The 22398-nt window shown below is 68.4% G+C and carries 21 protein-coding genes; 14 read left to right on the top strand and 7 right to left on the bottom strand.

Annotated features, from left to right (window positions below):
• The first annotated feature begins 31 nt into the window (after nucleotides 1-31).
• The 11 genes from IPP98_12545 (at nucleotide 32) to IPP98_12495 (ending at nucleotide 11166) form a co-directional block, all read left to right on the top strand.
• Nucleotides 32-1273, top strand: a complete 1242-nt coding sequence (locus IPP98_12545; GenBank protein MBL0179938.1) for a glycosyltransferase family 4 protein — start codon at nucleotides 32-34, stop codon at nucleotides 1271-1273.
• A complete protein-coding gene (locus tag IPP98_12540) occupies nucleotides 1270-2106 on the top strand; it encodes an ABC transporter permease (protein MBL0179937.1) in 837 nt (278 codons plus the stop codon). The genes IPP98_12545 and IPP98_12540 overlap by 4 nt, the downstream gene beginning before the upstream one ends.
• Nucleotide 2107: 1 nt before the next feature.
• Entirely contained in the window at nucleotides 2108-3295 is a 1188-nt protein-coding gene (locus tag IPP98_12535) for an ABC transporter ATP-binding protein (protein MBL0179936.1), read from the top strand.
• Nucleotides 3296-3325: 30 nt separating this feature from the next.
• Complete coding sequence (locus tag IPP98_12530) at nucleotides 3326-4126, top strand: FkbM family methyltransferase (protein ID MBL0179935.1); 801 nt, start codon at nucleotides 3326-3328, stop codon at nucleotides 4124-4126.
• The gene (locus tag IPP98_12525; protein ID MBL0179934.1) at nucleotides 4123-5037 is read left to right on the top strand and encodes a glycosyltransferase; all 915 of its coding nucleotides are present in this window, start codon (nucleotides 4123-4125) and stop codon (nucleotides 5035-5037) included. Before IPP98_12530 ends, IPP98_12525 begins: the two co-directional genes overlap by 4 nt.
• Before the next feature lie 79 nt (nucleotides 5038-5116).
• Nucleotides 5117-6751: a glycosyltransferase family 39 protein gene (locus IPP98_12520; GenBank protein ID MBL0179933.1), complete on the top strand. Its 1635-nt coding sequence runs from the start codon at nucleotides 5117-5119 to the stop codon at nucleotides 6749-6751.
• 260 nt (nucleotides 6752-7011) lie between these two features.
• Nucleotides 7012-8502, top strand: coding sequence for an NAD(P)/FAD-dependent oxidoreductase (locus tag IPP98_12515; GenBank protein ID MBL0179932.1), 1491 nt, complete (start codon nucleotides 7012-7014; stop codon nucleotides 8500-8502).
• The gene (locus IPP98_12510) at nucleotides 8502-9233 is read left to right on the top strand and encodes a polysaccharide deacetylase family protein (GenBank protein MBL0179931.1); all 732 of its coding nucleotides are present in this window, start codon (nucleotides 8502-8504) and stop codon (nucleotides 9231-9233) included. The genes IPP98_12515 and IPP98_12510 overlap by 1 nt, the downstream gene beginning before the upstream one ends.
• A complete protein-coding gene (locus IPP98_12505; GenBank protein ID MBL0179930.1) occupies nucleotides 9230-10324 on the top strand; it encodes a glycosyltransferase family 2 protein in 1095 nt (364 codons plus the stop codon). Before IPP98_12510 ends, IPP98_12505 begins: the two co-directional genes overlap by 4 nt.
• Before the next feature lie 151 nt (nucleotides 10325-10475).
• Nucleotides 10476-10838, top strand: a complete 363-nt coding sequence (locus IPP98_12500) for a hypothetical protein (protein ID MBL0179929.1) — start codon at nucleotides 10476-10478, stop codon at nucleotides 10836-10838.
• 28 nt (nucleotides 10839-10866) lie between these two features.
• Nucleotides 10867-11166 carry a hypothetical protein gene (locus IPP98_12495; GenBank protein ID MBL0179928.1) on the top strand — a complete coding sequence of 100 codons (300 nt, stop codon included), beginning with the start codon at nucleotides 10867-10869 and terminating at the stop codon, nucleotides 11164-11166.
• A gap of 34 nt (nucleotides 11167-11200) precedes the next feature.
• Here the strand turns inward: IPP98_12495 and IPP98_12490 are convergent, their stop codons facing one another.
• From IPP98_12490 to IPP98_12480, 3 genes are read right to left on the bottom strand one after another with little or no spacing between them, the layout of a single operon-like run.
• Nucleotides 11201-12340: an aminotransferase class V-fold PLP-dependent enzyme gene (locus tag IPP98_12490; protein ID MBL0179927.1), complete on the bottom strand. Its 1140-nt coding sequence runs from the start codon at nucleotides 12338-12340 to the stop codon at nucleotides 11201-11203.
• The gene (locus tag IPP98_12485; GenBank protein MBL0179926.1) at nucleotides 12337-13194 is read right to left on the bottom strand and encodes an ABC transporter permease; all 858 of its coding nucleotides are present in this window, start codon (nucleotides 13192-13194) and stop codon (nucleotides 12337-12339) included. The genes IPP98_12490 and IPP98_12485 overlap by 4 nt, the downstream gene beginning before the upstream one ends.
• Nucleotides 13191-14381, bottom strand: coding sequence for a glycosyltransferase family 4 protein (locus IPP98_12480; GenBank protein ID MBL0179925.1), 1191 nt, complete (start codon nucleotides 14379-14381; stop codon nucleotides 13191-13193). The genes IPP98_12485 and IPP98_12480 overlap by 4 nt, the downstream gene beginning before the upstream one ends.
• A 141-nt stretch (nucleotides 14382-14522) precedes the next feature.
• Here IPP98_12480 and IPP98_12475 point away from each other — a divergent pair, with 141 nt between their 5' ends.
• Both IPP98_12475 and IPP98_12470 read left to right on the top strand, forming a co-directional pair.
• Nucleotides 14523-15161 carry a PorT family protein gene (locus tag IPP98_12475; GenBank protein ID MBL0179924.1) on the top strand — a complete coding sequence of 213 codons (639 nt, stop codon included), beginning with the start codon at nucleotides 14523-14525 and terminating at the stop codon, nucleotides 15159-15161.
• A gap of 70 nt (nucleotides 15162-15231) precedes the next feature.
• Nucleotides 15232-16230, top strand: coding sequence for a glycosyltransferase family 1 protein (locus tag IPP98_12470; protein ID MBL0179923.1), 999 nt, complete (start codon nucleotides 15232-15234; stop codon nucleotides 16228-16230).
• On the opposite strand, the gene IPP98_12465 is transcribed toward IPP98_12470, so the two are convergent.
• Nucleotides 16194-17081: a hypothetical protein gene (locus tag IPP98_12465; GenBank protein ID MBL0179922.1), complete on the bottom strand. Its 888-nt coding sequence runs from the start codon at nucleotides 17079-17081 to the stop codon at nucleotides 16194-16196. The genes IPP98_12470 and IPP98_12465 overlap by 37 nt on opposite strands.
• A 29-nt stretch (nucleotides 17082-17110) precedes the next feature.
• On the opposite strand from IPP98_12465, the gene IPP98_12460 reads away from it, so the two are divergent.
• Nucleotides 17111-18031, top strand: coding sequence for a glycosyltransferase (locus IPP98_12460; GenBank protein MBL0179921.1), 921 nt, complete (start codon nucleotides 17111-17113; stop codon nucleotides 18029-18031).
• Here IPP98_12460 and IPP98_12455 read toward each other — a convergent pair.
• From IPP98_12455 to IPP98_12445, 3 genes are read right to left on the bottom strand one after another with little or no spacing between them, the layout of a single operon-like run.
• The gene (locus tag IPP98_12455; protein ID MBL0179920.1) at nucleotides 18004-18990 is read right to left on the bottom strand and encodes a glycosyltransferase; all 987 of its coding nucleotides are present in this window, start codon (nucleotides 18988-18990) and stop codon (nucleotides 18004-18006) included. The genes IPP98_12460 and IPP98_12455 overlap by 28 nt on opposite strands.
• The gene (locus tag IPP98_12450) at nucleotides 18987-20798 is read right to left on the bottom strand and encodes an ABC transporter ATP-binding protein (GenBank protein ID MBL0179919.1); all 1812 of its coding nucleotides are present in this window, start codon (nucleotides 20796-20798) and stop codon (nucleotides 18987-18989) included. Before IPP98_12450 ends, IPP98_12455 begins: the two co-directional genes overlap by 4 nt.
• An 11-nt stretch (nucleotides 20799-20809) precedes the next feature.
• Nucleotides 20810-22375: a PglZ domain-containing protein gene (locus tag IPP98_12445; protein ID MBL0179918.1), complete on the bottom strand. Its 1566-nt coding sequence runs from the start codon at nucleotides 22373-22375 to the stop codon at nucleotides 20810-20812.
• Between the last annotated feature and the right edge of the window lie 23 nt (nucleotides 22376-22398).

The raw sequence follows: 22398 nt of genomic DNA, 5'->3' as shown, positions 1-22398 counted from the left end.
TGGTGGCACACAACCTGCCAGATTCCTGGCCGTGTTTACCATTGGCTACTACGACGACAGCGCGGGGCACGGCGGCACCACGCAGTACCTGGTGGAGCTGCTCTCGGCTCTTGACCGCCGCCGCTTCCGGCCGGTCGTGTTCTCGCCGTCCCCCTCGGGCTGGCACGAGCAGGTCATCGCGCTCGGCGCCGAGGTCGTTGTTGGCCCGCCCCGCGGAGTCGCGGTGCCGGCCGCAGCGCCTCCCTCGCCAGGGCCTCCCCTCCGGCCAACCGCCCGTCCTCCCGCAGGCATCCTCACCTCCCTTCGGCAGGCGGCAGCTTGGCATCGCGGACTCCGCCGGGAAATTGCCTCGATTGCCGGGCTCTTCCGCCGCTGTCCAGTGGACCTGCTGCACTCGAACAATGTCGGCGAAGAGGCGGCGCCGATCGCGGCACGTGTCGCCGCGGTTCCACGCGTCGTGGGCACCCTCCATGTCGACCCAAGCTATGACTTGCTCGGCGAGCACGATGCCCCCCGCTATCGGGCTCTCCAGCGCCGTTCCCTGACCGCGCTCGACCTCGCGATCGCCGTGTCACGCAGCACGGCCAGCATGTGGCGGCACCATCTCGGGTTGACGCCCACCGATCCGCCGCACACTGTGGTGATCCCCAATGGCATCCGGCTGGACCGGCTCGCCCGACGCCGCGACGTGGCTGCGGCAAAGGCCGCGCTCGGGCTCCCGGCTACCGACCTGGTAATCGGCAGCATCGGCCGCCTCGACTACGCCAAGGGCTACATCGACCTGATCGAGGCGTTGCCGGCCGTGGTCGCCGCTGTCCCCGAGGTGCGGTTCGTGCATGCCGGGCAAGGGCCGCTCGCCGAGACGTTGCGGCGGGAGGCGACACGGCTTGGCATCGCGGAACGGATCACCTGGCTCGGCTTCCGGCCCGACGTCCGCGACCTCCTGGAGGCCGCAGACGTGTATGTTCAGCCGTCGTGGTGCGAGGCGCAGGGCCTCGGCGTCCTCGAAGCGGCGGCCTTGAGTGTCCCGGTGGTGGCGACCGCGGTCGGGGGCTTGCCCGAGACGTTGGACAATGGCGAGGCGGGCTGGCTGGCCTCGCCCCGTGACCCCGCCGCGCTCGCCCAGCGATTGATCGAGGCGTTGCAGTCGCCAGAGCTGCGCCGCCGCCACGCCACCGCACTGCTGGACCGCGTGCACCGCCTCTACACCCAGGATTCCATGGTGACCACGACAATGGCGCAGTACGATCGCCTGCTCTCGGAGATCGCGTGACCACGCGCCGAGCTGACGGCGTCGCCACGATCGTCCGCGACCTCTGGACCTCGCGCGAGCTGATCGACCAACTGGTGCGACGCGACGTTCGGTTGCGCTATCGCCAGGCCATCATGGGCTTCGCGTGGGCGTTGCTGATGCCGGCGCTGACGATCGCCGCAGGTCTGGTGATCAAGGGTGCCCTCGCGCGCGGCGGAGGCGAGACCCCCTCGCTGGCCGGCATCGCACTCAAGTCCTGGGCGTGGGCCTTCTTCGCCGGCGCGATGAACTTCGCGACAATGTCCCTGCTGTCGAACATCTCGCTCGTCACCAAGATCTGGTTCCCGCGCGAGGTGCTGCCGGTCAGCGCCGTGCTGGCGCAGTGTGTCGACTCGTTCGTGGGCTTGGTCATTCTCGCCCTGATTGCGCCGCTGCTCGGAATGACCCTCGGCTGGTCGATTCTCTGGCTGCCGGTGCTGCTCCTGCTGCTGCTCTCCTTCACCACTGGACTCGCCTTCCTCTTTGCCTGCGCCAACATCTTCTTCCGCGACGTCAAGTACATCCTGCAGGTGCTGCTGACGTTCGGGATCTTCTTCACGCCCGTGCTGATGGAGCCGTCACAGATGGGGCGCTACGCGGAACTGGTGATGATGAATCCGCTGTCGCCCATCCTTGAAGGGCTGCGACTCGCGGTGACGGCCGGACACAATCTGTTGACGCCGCTCGACATTGCGGGCGTCGCGGCCTGGCGCCCCTGGTGGCTCGGCTATTCGGCGATCTGGTCGTTCACGTTGCTCTGGGCCGGCCTGCGCTTTTTCCGCGGCAGTGCCGCCCGTTTCGCGGAGGCGTACTAGCATGGCCGGCCGGATCGTGTTCGACCATGTCTGGAAGCGCTTCCATCGCGGCCCCGCCCATGACTCGTTGCGTGACCTGATCCCGGCATTGGCCAGGCGCGCCGTCGGCCGCGGTCGTCAACGCGAGGAGTTGGAAGAGGGTGATTTCTGGGCGGTACGCGACGTCGACTTCGAAGTGTTGCCGGGGCAGGCACTCGGCATCATCGGGGGCAACGGCGCCGGCAAGAGCACCACGCTGAAGCTGCTGACCAAGATCCTCGGGCCGACGCGCGGCACGGCGCGGGTCGAGGGTCGGGTCGGCTCGCTGATCGAGGTCTCGGCAGGCTTTCACCCCGATCTCTCCGGGCGGGAGAACGTCTTCCTGCAGGGCGCGATCATGGGCATGCCGCAGAAGCTGATCCGCGAGCGCTTCGACGACATCGTCGACTTCTCGGGGATCAGCGCCTTCATCGACACGCCGGTCAAGCGCTATTCCAGCGGAATGAATGCCCGCCTCGGCTTCTCGATTGCCGTCCACCTCGAGCCCGACGTGCTGATCATCGACGAGGTGCTGTCGGTCGGTGACGCGCAGTTCCAGCAGCTCGCCTTCGAACGGATCACGGCACTGGTGCGCGGCAATATCCCGGTCGTGATCGTCTCGCACCAGCTCGACCGCATCGTGGAGCTCTGCAGCGAGTGCATCCTCCTCAAGCAGGGGCAGGTGGCCTTCCGGGGCGATCCGGCGCGTGCCGTCCAGGAGCACCTCCATGGCGGCAGCAACGTGGCGACGGCGACCGACGTCGAGGCGGAGTCCATCGGTGTGGTCCTGCACGAGCTGCGCGTCTCCAGCGAGGGCCCGGTGGTTTCGGGAGCGCGATTGCCGATCGTGCTGCGCGGCGCGGTCACCCATCCCGCACCGCCACCGCACCTCGAGGTGGAACTGGTGCTGGTGGATGCCGCCGCGAATCAGCGCGTCTGGTTCGAGAACCTGCACAACCTCAAGGCGCACCCCGATCGGTCCGGTGCCTTCGAGGTGACTTTTGATTTGCAGGTGAACGTTCCGGCCGGCCTGTATCGACTGGAGACCGTCCTCTGGCACGACCAGCGGCAATTGGTGCTGGGCCAAGGGCCGAGTCGCATGTTCCAGGTGGTCCCTGGGGCACCGTTCAGCGGCACGCACCAGCTCAATGCCACAGCGCGCCTCGGCTAACAGGCTCGCACTACTCATGCGAGACTCCCGATGCCGCTCGGCGTTCGTCACCTGATGAAATCGTTGCTGCGTCGGGTCGGCGTCAGGTATCGCCCGGTCGGTCGGGATCGTCTCCTCGAAGTTCGCGGCGTCGATGCCGAGCAGCGGCGTGTCGACCGGACGGACTGGATGGCGACCGAACACCTGGTCGGACTGCTCCGGCGCTACCAGATCGACACGGTTCTCGATGTCGGCGCGAACGAGGGACAGTTCGGTGCCGCCCTCCGGGACGGAGGCTACGCCGGCCGGCTGATCTCATTCGAGCCGGCCAGCCCGACGCGGGCCCGGTTGGCCGCGCGCGCGGCCGCCGATCCGCTGTGGGAGGTGCAAGGCTGCGCCCTCGGCGACGCCGACACCACCGTCGAATTGACGCTTCGGTCCGCGTCGACCCTGACCTCATTGCTGACCCCGGACCTGACGAGCGACCTGATCGCGCCGAGCGCCTGGGACGCCGTCGGAACCGAGCGTGTCCCGGTCCGGCGACTGGATACGCTCTGGGACGAACTCTCCCTGCCGCGTGATGGCCGCCGCGTCTTCCTGAAGGTGGATGCCCAGGGCTACGACGAAACGGTCCTGGCCGGCGCGAGCGCAGTGCTTCAGTACCTGCGTGGAGTGCAAACCGAGGTTGCCTTCCTCGCGATCTATCAGGGCGAAGTGTCCTACCATCATCGGCTCCAGTCCCTCGAACGCGCCGGCTTCGCGTTGAGTGGACTCTTCGGTGTCGTCTGGGAGCCGGGTACCGATCGGCTGGCCGAAGGCGACGCGATCCTCCTCCACCTCGACGTCGAATGATCGGTCGGCCAGGCACTGTCGGCGTGGTGATCCCGACCTTCAATCGCCCGGACCTGGTCGTCCTGGCCGTGGCCTCGGTGCAGGCGCAACAGCGCCCAGCCGAGCGGATCGTGGTGGTGGACGACGGGGGGACCACGCCGATGCCCGAGGCACTGCGCGCCTTGGAGTCCGCGGGTCGTGTCACCCTGCTCCGCGTCGAGAACGGCGGCACGGCGCGCGCGCGCAACGCCGGGGCGGCGGTCGTCGATACCGACTACCTCCTCTTCCTGGACGACGACGACACGCTCTATCCCGAGGCTCTGGGTGGGCTCGCCGCCATCCTCGATGCACACCCGGAGGCCACCGCATCCACCGGCGGCGGCTGCCGTCGGTTCGGTGACACTCCGCCCCGCCCGCCGGAGTGGCCATGCACCGAGCCGCTGGATTTTGAGACCCTCCTGCGGGGCAATGCCCTCTTCAATTCGGCGACCATGGTCCGGCGGGAGGCCTTCGTCCGCGTCGGAGGCTTCGAGGCCGCCGTGCCGCTCGCCGAAGATTGGGATCTCTGGCTCAAGCTGTCGCAGCTCGGCCCGATCATGCCATCGGAAACCGTGGCCATCGAGTACTACGTCCACGGCGGCAATGCCACGCGGTCAAGCAAGGTGCCGCGGATGGCCATCACGCTGGCAACACACTATTGGCCCAGGCTCGCCCCCGACGTGCGCCACCGGGTTGGCCCCGCCCTGTCCGCCTATCTGATCGGCCACTATGCGCGCGATCTCGGCTGGTACTCGCTGCGTTCGGCGCGCCATGGCCATCTCGCCGATGCATCACGCGAATTCAGCGCCCTCGGGCAACTGACGTGGCTCGCCCTCCGCTCCTCCGAGGGGCGCCGGGCAATCTGGCAAGAGATTCGCGCAATCAGTCGTTAGCCAGCACCGCACGTCGCCGTGCCATGCGGGCGTCGCGCCGCCCAACCGGCGGAGTCGGCCATCCGCCACCTGAGGATCGATGACCCCCGCCATCCCCCCGATCGCCGAGCCTGCCCCGACTGCGTCTTCCACGCTGTCGTGGTCACGCTCGGCCCTCGGCGTCCTCGCGCTCGTCCTCGCGCTGGGGTGCTTCGTAGCGTGGAGAGCGCGGGCAGCGGTCCTTACCATCGGCGGCGATGACGCCACCTATCTGACCCTGGCGCAGTCGCTGAGCACTGGGCACTATCGCGACGAATTCCTCGTCGGGACGCCGCCGCATGCACAGTACCCTCCCGGCTACCCACTCTGGCTCCTGCTGATCCGGCTCGTCGCAGGGTCCAGCCTCGACGCCGCCTTCGGCGCCAACATCCTCTTGGTGGCGCTCACGGCCCTGCTCGCCGCTGATGCGATGCGTCGGCTGGGATCTCCGCGCCTCGGCGTCGTGAGCGCGGCGATGGTGGTGTTCAACCCGCACCTGATGATGCTCGCATCCGAACTGCGCTCCGAAGTCCTCTTCGTCGCCTTGAGCGCGGTGGCACTCTGGGCTTCGCTGCGCGCCGGGGCGAACGCCACGCGCGGTGCGGCCCTGCTCGCGTGCACTGCCGCGGTGGCGGCGTTTCTGACACGATCGGTGGGCATCACGGTAATCCCGGCCGTGATCGCGGCTCTGCTGGCTGGTCGCCAATGGCGGCGCGCCGCCTTGGGTGCGGTGGCCGCCGGCGTCGTGACGGTCGGCTGGTTCCGGTACACCGCCTGGGCCGCCAGCCAATCAATCGGCCACTCCTACGCCAACGACCTGGCCCGCCTCGCCGCCCCGAACGCGGCAGCGGACGTGGCACAGCGGGCCCTCGTCAACCTCGAGTACTATTTCGTCCGCCTTGCCGCCGTCCCGTTCGGACTGCCGGACCTGCCCAACCAACCACTCGACAACGGGATCCTCGGCGGCCTGCTGCTCGTCCTGATGGCCGTCGGAGGGTGGTCACTGCGCCGGCGCTGGCCGGCGTTGCCGCTCTACCTGGCGATGTCCCTCGGGGTGCTGCTGCTCTTCCCTTGGGCATTCACTCGCTTCGTGACGGCGCTCTACCCGTGGCTGGCCATCTGCGCGCTGCTCGGCATATGGCAACTGCTCGACCGCGCCACCCGCGGACGCGGCGAACGCGCCGCCCTGGTCTTCGGGGTGGGGGTGGCGTGTTGTGCCGTGGTGACCCAAGCCGAAGCGGCGCGCCTGGCGCAGTCGTGTCGCGCGACCGGGCCGTATGCAGACCCTCGCTGCTACGATCCCGAGACGCGCGGGGTCATCACCGCGATCCGTTACATCGCAGAGATGCTCCCGGCGGATGCCATCGTCGCCACCTCGAAGCCGTCCACGGTGTTTGTCATGAGTGGACGGCGCACGGTGCCGCTCGATCCGCTCGCGGGGACCGCTGCCCCGTTGTCGTTTACCAGCGACTTCCCAGCCACCCACCTTCTGCTGACTCGCCTGATGCCGTACGAGTCAGGGCGGATCGCGCCGCGGCTGCGGGCGGCGTGCACGAGTTTGACCCTTCTCCACGCCTCACCCCCGGCGCTGGTGATCGGTCCCCGGCGCCCCGGGGACGGCGCCCCCGACGCCTGCACCGGCCTGGACCGATATCTCGCGGACACCCAGCCAAACTACGAGCGGTCACCCCGGTAACTGCCGCGGCGTCTGACAAAAGTGTTGCACTGACGCGGCACTCATACCAGGTCGCATCATATTTGTGGTGTCCACGCAACGCTATACATTTTGCCATCCGCCGTGGCGCGTTTCCGCGCCCACGCGTTTGGGCACGTGCCTTGCCCTGATCGGGGGGATGAACAAGGCATCCATCGCACGGTGCCGTTGAGCCACCAGGCCGTTTCCGAAACGGCCGATTGTGCGCCCGCTGCAGCGAACTCCCCCAGGAAGGTCTGCCGATGGCCGAAGGCGCCCCACCCATTCGCACCGTCACGCCCATTCGCCAAGGCGATCGCGTCGTCGTCATTGGCGCGGGGCCCGCGGGGCTGACCGCGGCGTATCTGCTGGCCAAGGCCGGCCATGCGGTGACGGTCCTCGAGGGCGACGACATCGTCGGCGGCATCTCCCGGACGGCCCAGTACCGTGGCTTCCGGTTCGACATCGGCGGGCATCGCTTCTTCACCAAGATCGAACCCGTGCAGGCGTTGTGGGAAGAGATCCTTGGCGACGACTTCATCAGCGTGCCGCGGATGTCGCGCATCCATTACGATGGGAAGTACTTCGATTATCCCCTGAAGGCATTCAACGCGCTGAGTGGCCTCGGGCTGATCAATGCCGTCCGGATCATGCTGAGCTACCTGCATGCCCGCTTCCGGCCGTCACCGGTCGAGGACAACTTCGAACAGTGGGTCAGCAATCGCTTCGGGAAGCGGTTGTACGAGATCTTCTTCAAGACGTACACCGAGAAGGTCTGGGGCATTCCCTGCACGGAAATCCGCGCCGAGTGGGCGGCCCAGCGCATCCAGGGGCTCTCGCTGGCGCGGGCGATCCTCAACGCCACCTCGCTGCAACGGCGCAGCACCACCATCAAGAGCCTGATCGACGAATTCCGCTATCCGCGACTCGGCCCCGGCCAGATGTGGGAAGCGTGCCGGGACCGGCTCCACACGATGGGGAGCAAGGTCCTCATGGAGCATTTCGTCACGACGATCGAGACGGAGGGTGGTCGGGTCACCGGAGTGAAGGCGAACACACCCAACGGCGTGCATCATTTTCCGGCCGACCATGTCATCTCGACGACGGACGTCCGCTCGCTGGTGCGCGCCATCGAGCCCGCGGTTCCGGCCCCGGTGCGCGCCGCCGCAGAAGGGCTCCGCTACCGCGACTTCCTGGTGGTGGCGCTGATTCTCGATACCGAGCGGCTCTTCCCCGACAACTGGATCTACATCCACACCCCGGGCGTCCAGGTCGGGCGCATCCAGAACTTCAACAACTGGAGCGCGGCGATGGTCCCCGAGCCTGGGCGCACCTGCCTTGGCATGGAGTACTTCTGCTTCCAGGGTGACGGGCTCTGGGAGTCGAGCGATGCCGAGCTGATCGCGCTGGCGACCCGCGAATTCGAGCAGTTGGGCCTCGCCCCCGCCGGGCTGGTGCGCGATGGCACGGTGATCCGGATGCCGAAGGCGTACCCGATCTACGACGCCGAGTACCGTGAGCACCTCGACAACGTGCGGGGCTGGATCGACCCGATCCCGAACCTGCACACCGTCGGTCGCAACGGCATGCACAAGTACAACAATCAGGATCACTCGATGCTGACGGCGATGATGGCCGTCTGGAACATGCAGGGTGCCGCCCACGACATCTGGGCCGTCAACACCGACTTCGAGTACCACGAGGAGCAGCGACTGGAACCACCGGCAGCGGCGTCGGCGGCGGCCGCGGCCTGATGCGGGCCATCCTCACCTACCACGCCATCGATGGCACCGGCTCCGTCATCTCGGTGACACCCGAGGATTTCGCGGCCCATGTGTCGTGGGCTGCCTCCGGGGCCGTGCGCGTGGTCTCGGTGGAGGAACTCCTGGCGCTCCCCGACTCGGTGAACGCGGTCGCGCTCACCTTCGACGATGCCCTGGCCTCGGTCGCCACCGAAGCGGCACCCCGACTGGCGGACCACGGCCTCGCGGCGACGGTGTTCGTCGTCAGCGATCACGTCGGCGGCGACAATCGTTGGAACGGCGACGCCGACTCGCGGGTGCCGCCGCTCCCCATCCTCGGCTGGGATGCCCTCGGCAAGCTGGTCGACACCGGCTGGTGCGTTGGGGCTCACACCAGGCGGCACCCTCGGCTGACCCGCTGCAGCGACGACCAACTTGAGGACGAGCTGGCCGGCGCCGCTGCCACGATCGCCGAACGACTGGGCGGCGCACCGGCGACGCTCGCCTATCCCTACGGCGATGTCGATCTCCGCGTCCAACGTGCGGCGGCGACCCACTATCGGGTGGCATCCACCACGCGCCATCTCCCAGTCACGGCGGCGGCCGACCCCCATGCGGTCCCGCGTCTCGACGCCTGGTACTTTCGCGGACCGGCGCCATTTCGTGATTGGGGCACCGCTCGCTTCCGGCGTGCGATCGCTTGGCGTCACGCGCTGCGCCGGGCGCGCCGGTTGGTGGCATGAGCACCGGCGACGCCCGCCCGTCGCGGGACTTCTCCGTGATCGTCCCGGCACATCAGGCGGCCCTGCTGCTACCTGACACCCTCGACGCACTCAGCCGGAGCAGCCTGCCGCGTGTGCGGTGGGAACTCCTGGTCGTCGACGATGCCAGCACCGACGACACCGCGCGCGTCGCCGCCCGATGGGCCGATGCCGTCATCACGCTCGATGGGCCGCCCCGCGGCCCCGGCGGTGCACGCAATGCCGCAGCGGCCCGGGCCAGCGGCACCTGGCTGGTCTTCATCGACGCCGACGTGCGCGTGCATCCGGACACGCTGGAACGCATCGCCACCGTCGTGACCGAGGACCCGGCATTGGTCGGCGTCTTCGGAAGCTACGATGACGCGCCGGCCGAGCAAGGTCTCTTGAGCGAGTATCGCAACCTGTTGCATCGCTACGTGCACCTGCGTGGCGCGGGCGACGCGGAGACCTTCTGGGCTGGCTGTGGTGCCATTCGCCGCGATGCCTTCGAGGCCGTCGATGGCTTTGACACCGCGCGCTTCCCGCGCCCGCAGATCGAGGACATCGAACTCGGCTACCGGTTGCGTGATCGTGGCTGGCGAATCCGCCTGGACCCCTCGATTCAGGGGACCCACCTGAAACGGTGGCGGCTCTGGCCTATGGTGCGCACCGACTTCCGGGACCGGGGACTGCCGTGGATGCGGCTGTTGCTGGAGCGGCGCGGCCGCACCGCCCCCACGCTCAACACCGGGCGCGCCGAGCAACTCCGCGTCGGGCTGGCGGGGTTGGCCATCGCGACCCTCACCGCAGGTCTGCTCCTCCGGTCGCCCACCATCGCGGTGGCCAGCCTGGCACTGTGGCTGCTGCTGGCAGTTGCCAACATCGAGACGTACCGGTGGTTTGCCGCGGAGCGTGGGGTCGGATTCGCGCTCCGGGTCATTCCGCTCCACGTCGCGTACTACGCAAGCAACGCCTTGGCGGCGGCCGTCGGCATCGTGACCTACGCCGTGACGCCGCGGGCGACCGCCGGCGGACGCGTCGCACCAGAGACCCGCGGTGCCGCAGCCGGCGCCGAGGGGCGCATCGCGCGATGATCGGTGCTGACTTGCAGCGGAAGACGTACAACGGCCTCGGCCACGGGTGTAGCTTCCCACGCGTCCATGCCGTTCAGGCTGTCGCCACCCCCGCCATCCTCCGATGGGACGGTGCGCCAGCCGCCGAATCTCGACACTCCGGAGTCTTGCGATGAGCTCGCACTCGGCCTATCCCGACGACCCGATCGCGCTGGCGTTTGCGCCGGCGCACAAATCCGCCATGGGTGCGGCGGTCGGGCTCACCGCCGCCAGCTGCTGCTTCCTGCTGACGGCCATCCCGCTGCTGCGTGGGCGTCCCCCCGAGCTGCAGCTGGAGTTGCTCGCGAATTATTTTTACGGCTATGACTTTTCCTGGAGCGGCGCCGTCCTCGGTGCCGCCTGGGCCGGTTTCACCGGCTTCGTGATGGGGTGGTTTTTCGCCTTCCTGCGCAACGCGTTGATGGCCTTCAAGCTCGTGGTGCTGACTGCCCGAGCCGAACTTGCTCAGACCCGCGACTTCATGGATCACATCTGACCGCCCGGCCACTTTGGAGACTCCCGCGATGCCTACGTTGACCCCGGATGAAGCACGCGATGTCCGTCGTGCGATCCTCAAGCTGAACGCCCAGGCTTGGGGCACCTCCTTCGGCATGATGCTCGGCGTCGGACTCTTCCTCGCCACCGTGGTGCTGGTACTGAAGGGCGGCGTGAATGTCGGGGAACACCTCTCCCTGCTCTCCGTCTATTTCCCCGGCTACCGTGTTTCCTGGGGCGGGGCCTTCCTCGGTTTCATCTACGCGTTCGTCGTGGGCTACGCCATTGGTCGAGTGGTCGGCACGATCTACAACAAGCTGGCACACTAGACCGCGCGCCGTACCCGACGAGCCGGGCGCGTCCCTATTTCAGGTACTCGCCCACGGCCGCGGTTTCCTGCGCCAGCGTGAACAGGTGCGGGCTCAACCGGATCGATCCCTCGCGTAACGAGCACATCACCCCGTGACCCTGCAGCCGCTGATAGGCGGCAGGGACGTCGCCACGGGGTCGCAGGCAGAGAATTCCGCACCCACGGACTCCGGGTGCGGAGGTGATCGTTGCGCCATTCGCCTCCGCCCACGCGATGATCGGAGCGTGCAGCGCGCGGAGATGCGCCGCGATGGCGTCGACCCCGACCTCCAGCAGCAACCCGACGGAGGCATTCATCGCCGCGAAGTCCTGCACCGGCAGCGTGATAAGCTCGAATCGACGTGCATCGGGCCACGGCTCGGGGTTGTAGGCGGTCAGCTGCGTGTAATCGTCCGTCCCCTTGAACGCCGCCCACCCGGCGAAGGTCGGGGCGATGGTGCCGATCAGTTCACGGCGCACGTAGAGAAATCCAGTGCCCCATGGTGAGAGCAGCCACTTCTGCGCCCCGCACGCCAGGAAATCCACCGGGGTCGCCTGCACATCGATCGGCACGTGCCCGACCGCCTGGATCGCATCCACGACGAGCCACTTGCCCAGCGCGCGCGTGGCCCGCGAGAGCGCATCGAGGTCGAGCGTATAGCCATTGCTGAATTGGGTGAGCGACACCGCCACCGCCTTCACCGCCGGGTCGGCGAGCCGCTCGTGCAGCCGCGCCTCGTCCGGCCATCCCTCGACCGTCCGCGGGATCCGCTCCAGCACGATCCCCTCGCCACCACGGGCCAGCCAGGGATAGATGTTCGACGGAAATTCTCCATCGAACGTGAGCACCACGTCGCCGGGGCCGAGTGGCAGGGCGCGCGCCGCCACGTTCAGGCCGGTGGTGGTGTTTGGCATCAGCGCGATCTCGTCCTCTGCCGCGTTGATGAGTCGCGCCGAGAGCCACCGCGATTCCGAGAGGATGGTGTTCAGTCGATCCACGGGCCAAAGTCCGGGTCGGGCGCGATCGCGGTTGCACGCGGCCAGCACCGCCACGCTGCGGGAGGGCATGGGCCCGACCGAGGCGCTGTTGAGATAGATCCCCTGGCCATCCAGCGCTGCGAATTCCGCGTGCCGCAACTCATCGAATCGATTCACCGCCCCCTCCGCATCGTCGGATCCAGCGCCTCGCGCAAGCCATCGCCCACCAGATTGAATCCCAGCACCGCCACCCCAACCGCCAACCCCGGCACCACCGACACCCACGGGGCCACGCGGATCAGGTCACGCCCCTCGGAGACCATCGCACCCCAGCTGGGTGTTGGCGGCTGCGCCCCGAGCCCGACGAACGACAGCGCGGCCTCTGCCATGATCGCGCCGGCGATGCCGAGCGTCGCCGAGATGATGACCGGGGCGCGCACATTGGGCGCCAGATGCTTCCAGAGGATCCAACGATCGCCGGCGCCGAGGGCCTTTGCGGCGAGCACGTAGTCGCTCCGAGCCAGCAGCAGCACCTGCCCGCGGACCAGCCGCGCCATCCCGGCCCACCCCACCGCGCCAACCACCAGGAAGATCACCGGCAGCGACGGCTTCACCGCGGCGGCCACCGCGATCAACAGCAGCAGCGACGGAAACGCCAGCGTGATGTCGGCGAGTCGCATGATGAGCAGGTCGACCCAGCGACGATAGTATCCCGCGAGCAACCCGAGCGTCAGGCCGAGCGCCACCGCCACGGCCTGCGAAATCAAGCCGACCATCAGCGAGATGCGCGCGCCGTAGAGCACCCGCGAGAGCACGTCCCGCCCCTGCGCATCGGCACCGAAGAGGAACTTCCCCCCCGGCGGTGCGAGCGAGTCGTTGGCGAGATCGCCGAGGAGTGGATCATGCGGGGCGAGCCACGGCGCCGCCGCCGCAGCCACCAGCACCGCGGCCACGAGGAGGACGCCGAGCTTGAACAAGGGATCGCGTCGCCAGCGATCGAGCAGGAGGTCCCTGGTCGGCTGTGCGCTCATCGGCGCCCGTACTCCGCAGACATGGCGCGCATGTCGCCGATCACTCGCGGCCAGGTGAAGCCCCGAATCACCCGAGCCCGCCCCGCCTGCCCAAGCTTCGCCGCGAGGGCTCGGTCACCGAGCAGATGCGCGACCATGTCGGTCGCCTGGTCCGGGTCGAGCGGATCGACCAGCACGCCACTCTCCCCCTCGGCCACCGCATCGGCAATCCCGCCACTCCGCCCGGCGATGACGGGGAGTTCGGTGGCCGATGCCTCAAGCAGCGAGAGTCCGAAGCCCTCGACGTCGAGGCCCTCCTGACGCGAGAGGCCGAGATAGATCTCGCCCGCCGCATAGGCCGCCGGCAGCTCGGCATCGTCAACGTCGGTGCAGAGGTGGAAGCGGTCGGCCACGCCGAGGGTCTCGGCGAATCTGCGGAGTGTCGCCTCATACCCGCCACGGCCGACCACCAGATAGTGCAGGTCAGGATGGGTCGGCGCGAGGCGAGCGAGCAACTCGATCGCGGTGTCGATCCCCTTGTGCGGCACCAGCCGCGCGACGGTGACGAGCCAGCGCCCCTCGGGAAGGCCGCGGCGTGCGCGGAAGGCGCGCCCCGCCTCCGGATCCGGGCGCCAGCGTGTCGGATCGGTGCCGAGCGGGAGGACGCGAATCCGCCCCTCGGTCGGCAGGTCGAGGCTCTCCAGCAGCGTGCGGCACAACGCGGCGGTCCAATGCGAAATCGCCACGAAGACGGAGGCCTGCGCGAGGATCGGGCGGTAGAGCTGCCGCTTGAGACGAGAGCGCGCCAGCTTCGGCCCAAGCGACAGCAGGTCGCCGCCGTAGACGAGGATGCCGTACGGAAGCCCGGTGCGCTCCCAGGCCCACCGGGCCGGAAACGCGGCCGGACGAATGTTGCCGACCCAGGCGAAACGCGCCCCGGGTGCACGGCCGAGCCGGGCAACGCGGTGCGCCCAGCGCATCAACCCCGGTGCCGTGCGCAACCGGTGCACCGGCACCCCGACGCGGTCGACCGGATTGGGCAGCGCCGCGTCGATCGGGTCGGAGCCGTCGACAACGCCAGTCGACACGGTCAGCGCGCCGGCCGGATAGCCCCGGGCCAATTCGTCCATCCAGCGGGCGATCCCCCCGCCGAGTGGCGGGAAGTCATAGGCCAGCAAGAGATCGTGAGTCGCGGAGGGACGTCGCACAGGCCGGCGGGTTGGGGATCAGGAAAGATAGCGCCGAAGCGCTCGTTGCACCCTGAAACCAAACCCCGGACTCCATCGTCAGACGGAGTTCGCCGGGCAGAATGGCTGTCTGGCCGATCAATTCAACCGGAGCTCCCCCTGATGCGTCGTCATCTGACCTCCTTGCTCGCCGCCACGGCCCTGCTGGCCGTCCCTGCCTCCGCCCATGCCCAGATCGGTCTCGGCGTGATGGCCGGCGGCTCCTTTTCGAACGTCTCCGGTGACCTGGTCACCGATGCCAAGAACACCGGCACCTTCCTCGTCGGTGGCTTCCTCAACGTCAACGCGGGCGGCTTCGCCCTGCAGCCGGGTCTCGTCTTTGCCCGGAAGGGCTTCAAGGGCGATCCGATCGATGGCGTGACGCCGAAGAACACCTTCGACTACCTGCAGGTGCCGCTGGTCGTGCGCATCGGCATGCCCGTCGGCTCGAAGGGCCGCTTCTACATCGGCGCTGGCCCCTCGATCGGGGTGAAGGTCGGTTGCCGCCTGTCGGGGTCGTCGGACGGAATCTCCTTCTCCACCAACTGCGATGACCTCTCGACCGACGAGGGCTGGATTGAACTCAAGAAGACCGAGTTCAGCGGCATCGGCGAGGCCGGGCTCGAATTCGGCAAGCTCTCGATCGGCGTGCGGGCCGACCTCGGCCTGAGCAACATCTACGAGGCCAGCGCCGGCTCGCTCGCGCTCCCTGCCGACATCAAGACGAAGACGATCTCCGCGGTGGTCGCCCTGCGCTTCTAGGCCCTCCCCGCCCACCTTCGCCCTCGTGGCGGGGGTGGGCACTCCCGCCCGGCGGCTATCTTTGCTGCCGATGCTCGACCCGCTCCTCCCCGACCTGCGCTTCAGGCGCCTCGCGATTGTCGGCGCGCATGCGCCGCACCGTTCCGAGGATGCGATCGCGCGAGCCGCGCGGCGGCTCGGCCTCGACGCAAAGTGCTTCGACGCGCTGCGCACCCATCGCCGCCTCGGCCCGCTGGCCGGCCCGCTGCTCGAGCGCGCCATCGAGCGCTTCGCCCCCGACTTCATCCTGTGCACCCGCCACGCGTGGCGCATCGGTCTCCCTCGACTGGCGCGTCTGCTGCGCGGCCGCCGTTCCGCCTTCTGGTTCTTCGACGCCATCTCGCACGAAGGCGTCCTCGAACTGGGGCAACTGTGCGACGTGATGTACACCACCTACGCCAATCAGCGCGGCCTCTGGCATGCGCGGGGCGTGCCCACGATGCGGTGGTTGCCGCAGGCCCTCGACCCCGACCTGGAGCAGCCCCCAGCGGTGCTCCGTCCCGAAGACCGCTGTGATGCCAGCTTCATCGGATCGGGACAGTACCCGCATCGGTGGCCGATGCTGGTGGCGGTCGCGGCGGCGTGTGACCTGCGCATCTGGGGGGCACATTGGGACGGCGCACCCGCCGCGCTCCGGATTGAAGGCGGGCCGGTGGTGGGAAGCCGATTCGCCGAGGTGGTTGGCGCGTCGGCGGTGTCCCTCGGCGCGAACGCCGTGCCGGCGCAGGACACCGAGTACGCCTCGGCGTCGGATCGGATGTGGAAGATCTTCGGGTGTGGCGGCGCGTACGTCGGGCCCTGGGTCAACGGCATCGAGACGATGGCCGAGCACGGCGTGCATTGTCGCTGGTATCGGAGCACGGAGGAGTGCGTCGCCGAAGTGCGGGAGTTGGTGGCGCAGCCGGAGGAGCGGGCGGCGATGGCGGTGCGTGGACGACTGCATGCCTTGGCGCATCATACCTACGATGCCCGGTTGCGCCTGCTGCTGACCGATCAGGAAATGCCGTTCGCCCCGCCGATCGTCACATAGTTGCGGTACTCGAATGGTCGCCAGCCCGTGGCACGCTCGATCAGCAGCGACGCCGTCAATCCGAGATGGTGGCCCTCCCACCGCCGCGGGGCAATCAGCTGATCGTCGGTGCGGCGCTGGGCGATCCACTCGGCCACGACGGCGGGATGGGTACCACGAAACGGTGTGATGCCGGGTATCCACGGCAGCAGCGGCCGATCGGGATCCTGCCCCTGCCGCCATTCGTAGATGGCGCGGTCCTGCTGCCGCTTGGCGGCGAGTGCCCACGCCGGCCTGGCCCAGCCGTAGTGGTGGACCACGGCGCCGCTGCGGGCGCAGCGGATGCGGCGATTATCCGGGCCGACACGAAAGCCCTGCGCGTCACGAAACGAGTGGATGGCGAGCGAGGGATCGAGGCGGACGGCGCGGCATTCGCGGCGGTACCACGACCGGTTGGTGGCAATCAGGTCGAAGCCGCCATAGAAATGGCGGTAGTCCACGAGGAGCCCTTCGATGCGCGGGTCGGCGTGGCGCCGGCGCACCGACTGGACCAGGCGCTCGGCGCCGGCTTCGGTGAAGACCTCGTCGGCCTGGACGTACAGTCCCCAGGCGGCATCGCACGCCTGTTTGGCACGCTCGGTCTCGTCGGCCAGCATGGCGTGACCGCGGGAGCGATCCCACGTCGTCTCGAGGATGCGGATCTTCGGACTGTCGATGGCCCGGACGCGATCGAGGGTGTCGTCATCCGACGTGCCGACGTTGACGACAAATTCGTCTACGACCGGGAGCAGCGAACGGATGCTCGCCTCGAGCGGGAAATCGAGAAGGGTCGCATTCCGGACGATCGTGAAGCCCGCGATTCTGATAGCCACAAGCCCCAAGTTCCCCACTTCGGAGTCGTATGGCAAGCACCATGAACATCGTGCTCTACTGCCCCGCCCGACTCCCCGTCCGAGAATACGGCGGCACGGAGCGGGTGGTCGTCTGGCTCGCGCGCGGGTTGGCGGAGCGGGGCCACCGCGTCACCGTCATCGCCCTGCCGGGCACCAAGCTGCCCATGGCGACGGTGATCCCGATCCCCAACAAGCTCGCCCTGCAGGACGGCGGGCCGGATCTCACGCCGCTCCTGCCCCCGGGGACCGACATCGTCCACGCCCACTCGCCGCTGCGGCGCCCACCCGAAGGGGTGCCCTTTGTCTGGACCTTCCATGGCAACGGCGCGCCGGGGCGGGTGTTCACGCCGAACACCATCGGACTCTCGGCGGATCACGCCGCCCGCCACGGCCTGCAGCTGTGGGTGCACAACGGCCTCGACCCCGATGAGTACCGCTTCAGCGCGACGAAGCTGCCGCGTGACCTCTTTCTCGGTCGGCTCCACACCGTGAAGGGATGGGACTGGGCCGTGCGCGGCGCACGCCTGGCCGGGAGGCCGCTGGTCGTGGCGGGCGGGTGGCGCCCTTCAATCCGGCCCGGCCTACGCTTCGTCGGCCAGGTTGGTGGCGAGGAGAAGATGCAGCTGCTGGCGGAATCGGCGTGCCTCTGGGTGCCGGCACAGTGGGATGAGCCGTTCGGGCTCACGACGATCGAGGCGATGGTGAGCGGGACCCCGGTGCTCGGCACTCGTCGCGGCGCGTTGCCCGAGGTCATCTCTCCGGAGAGCGGTGCGATGGGCAGCAGCGTGGATGAACTGGCCGCGCTCCGACCAACGCTCGACGCGCTCGATCCGGCGGCGATTCGCCAACATGTCCTCGATCACTTCACCTACCGCACCATGGCCGCGCGCTACGAAGCGATCTATTCGGCCAGCATCGGGCGGGGTTGATCGAGCAGCAGTCGGCGCATCCGATGCATGTAGGTGTGGTCCCGCAGCAGCCGGGCGCGAGCGGCCTGGCCGAGCCGCTCCGCTTCGGACGGATTCTCGATCAGCTCACGCACGTAACTGCGCAATTCGGCGGCGTCGCGGAACGCCAGCACTTCCTCGCCTGCCTCGAAGGAGCGTGCGAGGTCGCCGCGTTCGTCGACCACCTGCGCCGCGCCCATCGCCGCCAACTCGAAGAGCCGCTGGTTGCAGGCCGCCTCGCGCGGGTCGCCCTCGACTGCCACGTGGTGGATGTTGATGGCGACGGTGGCGCCCGCGTAGGCACGCACGTATTCGTCGGTGCTGGTGGCCTCGCCGCGGCAATAGTCGCGTAGCGAGGTCTGCCGCCACCCCGGCCCCCATACCGCCAGGCCGAACTCCACCAGCTCGCCGAGGAGCCGCTCGCGCCGCGGCGTCGCGGCTCCCGCAAAGACCACGTTGGCACGGTACTGGTCCTTGGTGCGGATCGGGCGGTACACCGACGGGTCCGCGGCAACCGAGAGCACGTCGACGGTCCGCCCGAGCCGATCGGCCACTTCGGCCGCGACGTCGGTCCCGACGGCATAGATCTGGTCGTACGGCCGGGCGAGCACCGAGGCTTCCCAGGCGGTGCGCAGGTCGTCCGGCATCCAGGTGACCCAGCGCGCACGACTCCGACCACGGAGGCGATCAACCAACGGCTCGTCGAGGAGCGGCGAGCCGAAGGCGAGCACCAGGTCGGGGGCCGAGTCGTCCAGCGCGCGTTCGAGCCGGCGCGGCAGGTCACCCACGCGCATCCGTTCGAAGATCGACGGCTTGGCCGAGAGATCGAAGGTGGTGACGCGCAACCCGAGGCGCTCAAGTGCGCGACGGCGCTGGGCCGCGTGGGCATTGGGACCGTCATCGAAATCGGCGAGCAGCAGGATGCTGCGCTCGTTGCTCACGATGTCACCTCGGCCACGGAGAACTGAAGGTCATGCAACCGGCGATAGAGCCCGGACTGCGCGAAGAGCTCGGCATGGGTTCCCGATTCGACCACCCGGCCGCCATCGAGGACGACGATCCGGTCGGCACCGCGCACAGTGGCCAGGCGGTGCGCAATCACCAGCACGGTGCGCCCTCCCATCAACCGCTCGATCGCCTCCTGCACCAGCCGCTCCGACTCGGTATCGAGCGCCGAGGTGGCTTCGTCGAGAATCAGGATCGGGGCGTCGCGGAGCAGCGCCCGCGCGATCGCGATCCGCTGCCGCTGCCCACCGGAGAGGCGCGTCCCGCGCTCACCCAGCACCGTCTGGTATCGGTCGGGCAGCCCCGCAATGAACTCGTGGGCATTGGCCGCGCGGGCAGCGGCCTCGACTTCCTGGTCCGTTGCCCCCGGCTGGCCGTACGCAATGTTGGCGCGAACCGTGTCGTGCAGCAACACCGTGTCCTGGCTCACCACCGCGATCAGGGCCCGGAGCGAGGCGCGCTGGAGGCGCGGCAGCGGCACGCCGTCGAGCCGCAATTCGCCCTGCTGGGGATCATGGAAGCGTGGCACCAGTTCGAGCAAGGTGGTCTTTCCCGCGCCGCTCGGCCCCACCAGCGCGACGACCTCGCCCTTGGCGACACGGAGCGAGACATCCTGCAGCACCGGCTGCGCGGGATCGTAGCCGAAGGTGACACCGTCGAAGATCAGGTCGGTCGTGAAGGCCGCCGGGACGCTGTCGGGCGGGTCCTGCTCGCTGGCGGGGAGATCGAGGATCGCGAAGACCCGCTCGGCGCTGGCCTCCGCGGTGGCCAGCTGCGCGGGAACATTGGTGATCGCCTTGATCGGCGAGAGCACGCGGAGCGCCGCGACCAGGAAGAGGACCACGTGCTCCGAGGCCAGCTGCACGCCTGAAATTTCAGGATTCGACGCGGCCCAGAGGATCAGCAGCACCACCGCGCCGCCGAACACCTCCCCGACCGGCGAGGTGAGCAGCGCAAACCGCTGCGTGCGCACGGCGCCCTTGCGATACCGGTCGGCCTGCCGCGCGAAGTTCTCCGCCTCGCTCGACTCCGCGGCGAATGCGCGGATCAGCTTCATCGCGCCGAGTCGCTCGCTGATCGTGGCGGTGAGTTCGCCGCGCTCATGCGCGAACGTGCGAGCGTGCCGCTTGAGTGAACCGAGGAGCAACTGCACACCGATGACGAGGATCGGCGCCAGAACCAGCACCATAAGCGTCAGCCGCACCGAGGTGCCCAGCATGAGGCCGAGCATGGCGAGGATGTTGACCAGGTTCTGGAAGAACGCGGCGAGGACCGCGACGACCAGAAGCTTCACCTGATCGGCGTCATTGATCAGCCCGGTGGTGAGCTGGCCACCGCGGGTCCGCTGGAAGACCCCGAGGTCGAGGCGCAGCAGGTGACCGAAGAGACGCGTGCGCAGGTTGCGCACCATTCCTTCCTGCACCTGCACCGAGAGATAGGCCGAGACGTAGTTGAAGAAGTTCTTGAGGGCGAGGGCGCCGATGAAGATGGCGACCAGCCGCGCCGTGACCACCGAGGCGGGCTGCCCGTCGACCACTGGGGCGAGCAGGCGCGTGAGCCAGACCTGGAGGTCCACGTTGCGGCCCGGGAGCGCTTCGGTGCTGCTCGGGAAGAGGGCGCCGAAGAGCGGCTGCAACACCACCAACGCGGTGGCGTCGAGCAGTGCGCCGAGCAGGGCCGCGCCGAAGGCGACGGCGAGCGTGCCCCGATACGGCCGGAGCAGCCCGAAGAGGCGGGACCGCACGCCCCGTCGACTCAGGTGCGCCTCGGCAACAGCAACGCCACCGGGAGAATCACTTCCTCGGGGGAGACGCCACCATGCAGGAAGGCGCCGCGATACCGCGCCTGATACTCACGGAGCTTGGTGGGATAGACGAAGAAGCGATCACCCGTGGCGAGGAGCAGGCGCGCTCCGATCTGCCGTTCGGGAATGCCCCACGCCGCCAGGTCCTCAACCAGAATGGCCGCCGACGGATCTTCCACGCGAATGTCCTCGCCGAACTTGAAGCGGAGGTTCGCCGAGGCATCGCGCCGGGCGAAGACGGTGGCCGGGGTGTGGCAGTGGATCGAGCCGTGGTCGGTCGTCAGGATCACCGGCACGCCGCGGCGTTCCGCCTCCTTCAGTGCCTCGACCAGCGGGGAGCGCTCGAACCAGGTGCGGGTCAGGGCACGGAGCGCGGTGGTGTCGCGCGCCACCTCGAAGAGCGCCTCGTTTTCGGTGCGGCCGTGCGTCAGCTGGTCGATGAAGTTGAAGACCAGCGCCGTCACCCCGTCGCGAGCGAGGTGCCCCGAAAGGCGGCGCAGCATCGCCTCGCCGTCGGGCGTCGAGAAGATCTTCTCGTAGTGCACCGGCACGTCGCGGCCCATGAGCTCCCGCAATTGCTCCACCAGCAGTTCCGACTCGTGGGCATTGAGCGACGTTTCCTCGCGCTCGTCCCACCAGGCCGGATGCCGCGCGAAGAACTCCGAGGGATAGAGCCCCGAGAAGATGGCGTTGCGGCTGTAGGGCGTGGCGGTCGGGACAATCGAGAAATAGTGATCGACTTCGACGTCGAAATACCGTTCGACGATCGGACGGATCATCGCCCACTGGTCCAGGCGAAGACAGTCGACCACCACCAGCATCACCCGCCCATGCACCTCGAGCGTCGGGCGGAGGAACTCGGAGACGACATCGACCGAGAGTGGCGGCCGGTCGGTCCCGCGCTTGGCGAGCCACCCCGGGTAGTTGGTCTCGATGAACCGCGCGAAGTCCATCCGCACGCTCTCCTGCAGATTGCGCAACGCCTCCTGCAGGCCAGGCTCGTCCGCCTGCCCGAGCTTGACTTCCCATTCCGCGAGTTCGGCGACGAACTCGACCCACTCACGCCAGGCCAGGTGCTCGCCGCGACGACCCTCCAGCTCGCGAAAGCGCGTCACGAAGTCGCGGGACAATCGCTGCTGCCGAATGCGATCGCCCTCGAGCAGACGCGTGATCACCGACAACACCTGACGCGGCGAGACCGGCTTGATGAGATAGTCGGCGATTTCGGCACCAATCGCGTCGCGCAGGGTCTCCGGTTCCTCCGACTTGGTCACCATCACCACCGGAATGGAACCGTCGATGGCCCGGAGAAGCGGCACCAACTCAAGTCCGCGAAGGCCCGGCATCTGCTCGTCAAGCAGAATCACGCCATAGGGCTGCCGACGAAGCAGGGCGAGCGCATCGTCGCCGTTGGCGGCCCGCTCGACGGTGAAGCCCTGTTGCTCGAGGAACAACACCTGCGAGTCGAGCGTCTCGATCTCATCGTCAATCCAAAGGATGGTGCGGGGTCGAGGCATGCTGAAAACTATTACCATTCCCC

The sequence above is a fragment of the Gemmatimonadota bacterium genome (genome assembly GCA_016720805.1).
In the GTDB taxonomy this organism is placed as follows: Bacteria; Gemmatimonadota; Gemmatimonadetes; order Gemmatimonadales; family GWC2-71-9; genus Palsa-1233.
This window is presented reverse-complemented; position numbering and strand designations above follow the sequence as displayed.

What these genes read in the sequence shown, in the direction of transcription:
- IPP98_12535 (MBL0179936.1), top strand. Translation starts at nt 2,108, where the DNA reads ATGGCCGGCCGGATCGTGTTCGACCATGTCTGGAAGCGCTTCCATCGC.
- IPP98_12530 (MBL0179935.1), top strand. Translation starts at nt 3,326, where the DNA reads ATGCCGCTCGGCGTTCGTCACCTGATGAAATCGTTGCTGCGTCGGGTC.
- IPP98_12525 (MBL0179934.1), top strand. Translation starts at nt 4,123, where the DNA reads ATGATCGGTCGGCCAGGCACTGTCGGCGTGGTGATCCCGACCTTCAAT.
- IPP98_12520 (MBL0179933.1), top strand. Translation starts at nt 5,117, where the DNA reads ATGACCCCCGCCATCCCCCCGATCGCCGAGCCTGCCCCGACTGCGTCT.
- IPP98_12515 (MBL0179932.1), top strand. Translation starts at nt 7,012, where the DNA reads ATGGCCGAAGGCGCCCCACCCATTCGCACCGTCACGCCCATTCGCCAA.
- IPP98_12510 (MBL0179931.1), top strand. Translation starts at nt 8,502, where the DNA reads ATGCGGGCCATCCTCACCTACCACGCCATCGATGGCACCGGCTCCGTC.
- IPP98_12505 (MBL0179930.1), top strand. Translation starts at nt 9,230, where the DNA reads ATGAGCACCGGCGACGCCCGCCCGTCGCGGGACTTCTCCGTGATCGTC.
- IPP98_12500 (MBL0179929.1), top strand. Translation starts at nt 10,476, where the DNA reads ATGAGCTCGCACTCGGCCTATCCCGACGACCCGATCGCGCTGGCGTTT.
- IPP98_12495 (MBL0179928.1), top strand. Translation starts at nt 10,867, where the DNA reads ATGCCTACGTTGACCCCGGATGAAGCACGCGATGTCCGTCGTGCGATC.
- IPP98_12485 (MBL0179926.1), bottom strand. Translation starts at nt 13,194, where the DNA reads ATGAGCGCACAGCCGACCAGGGACCTCCTGCTCGATCGCTGGCGACGC.
- IPP98_12475 (MBL0179924.1), top strand. Translation starts at nt 14,523, where the DNA reads ATGCGTCGTCATCTGACCTCCTTGCTCGCCGCCACGGCCCTGCTGGCC.
- IPP98_12470 (MBL0179923.1), top strand. Translation starts at nt 15,232, where the DNA reads ATGCTCGACCCGCTCCTCCCCGACCTGCGCTTCAGGCGCCTCGCGATT.
- IPP98_12460 (MBL0179921.1), top strand. Translation starts at nt 17,111, where the DNA reads ATGGCAAGCACCATGAACATCGTGCTCTACTGCCCCGCCCGACTCCCC.
- IPP98_12445 (MBL0179918.1), bottom strand. Translation starts at nt 22,375, where the DNA reads ATGCCTCGACCCCGCACCATCCTTTGGATTGACGATGAGATCGAGACG.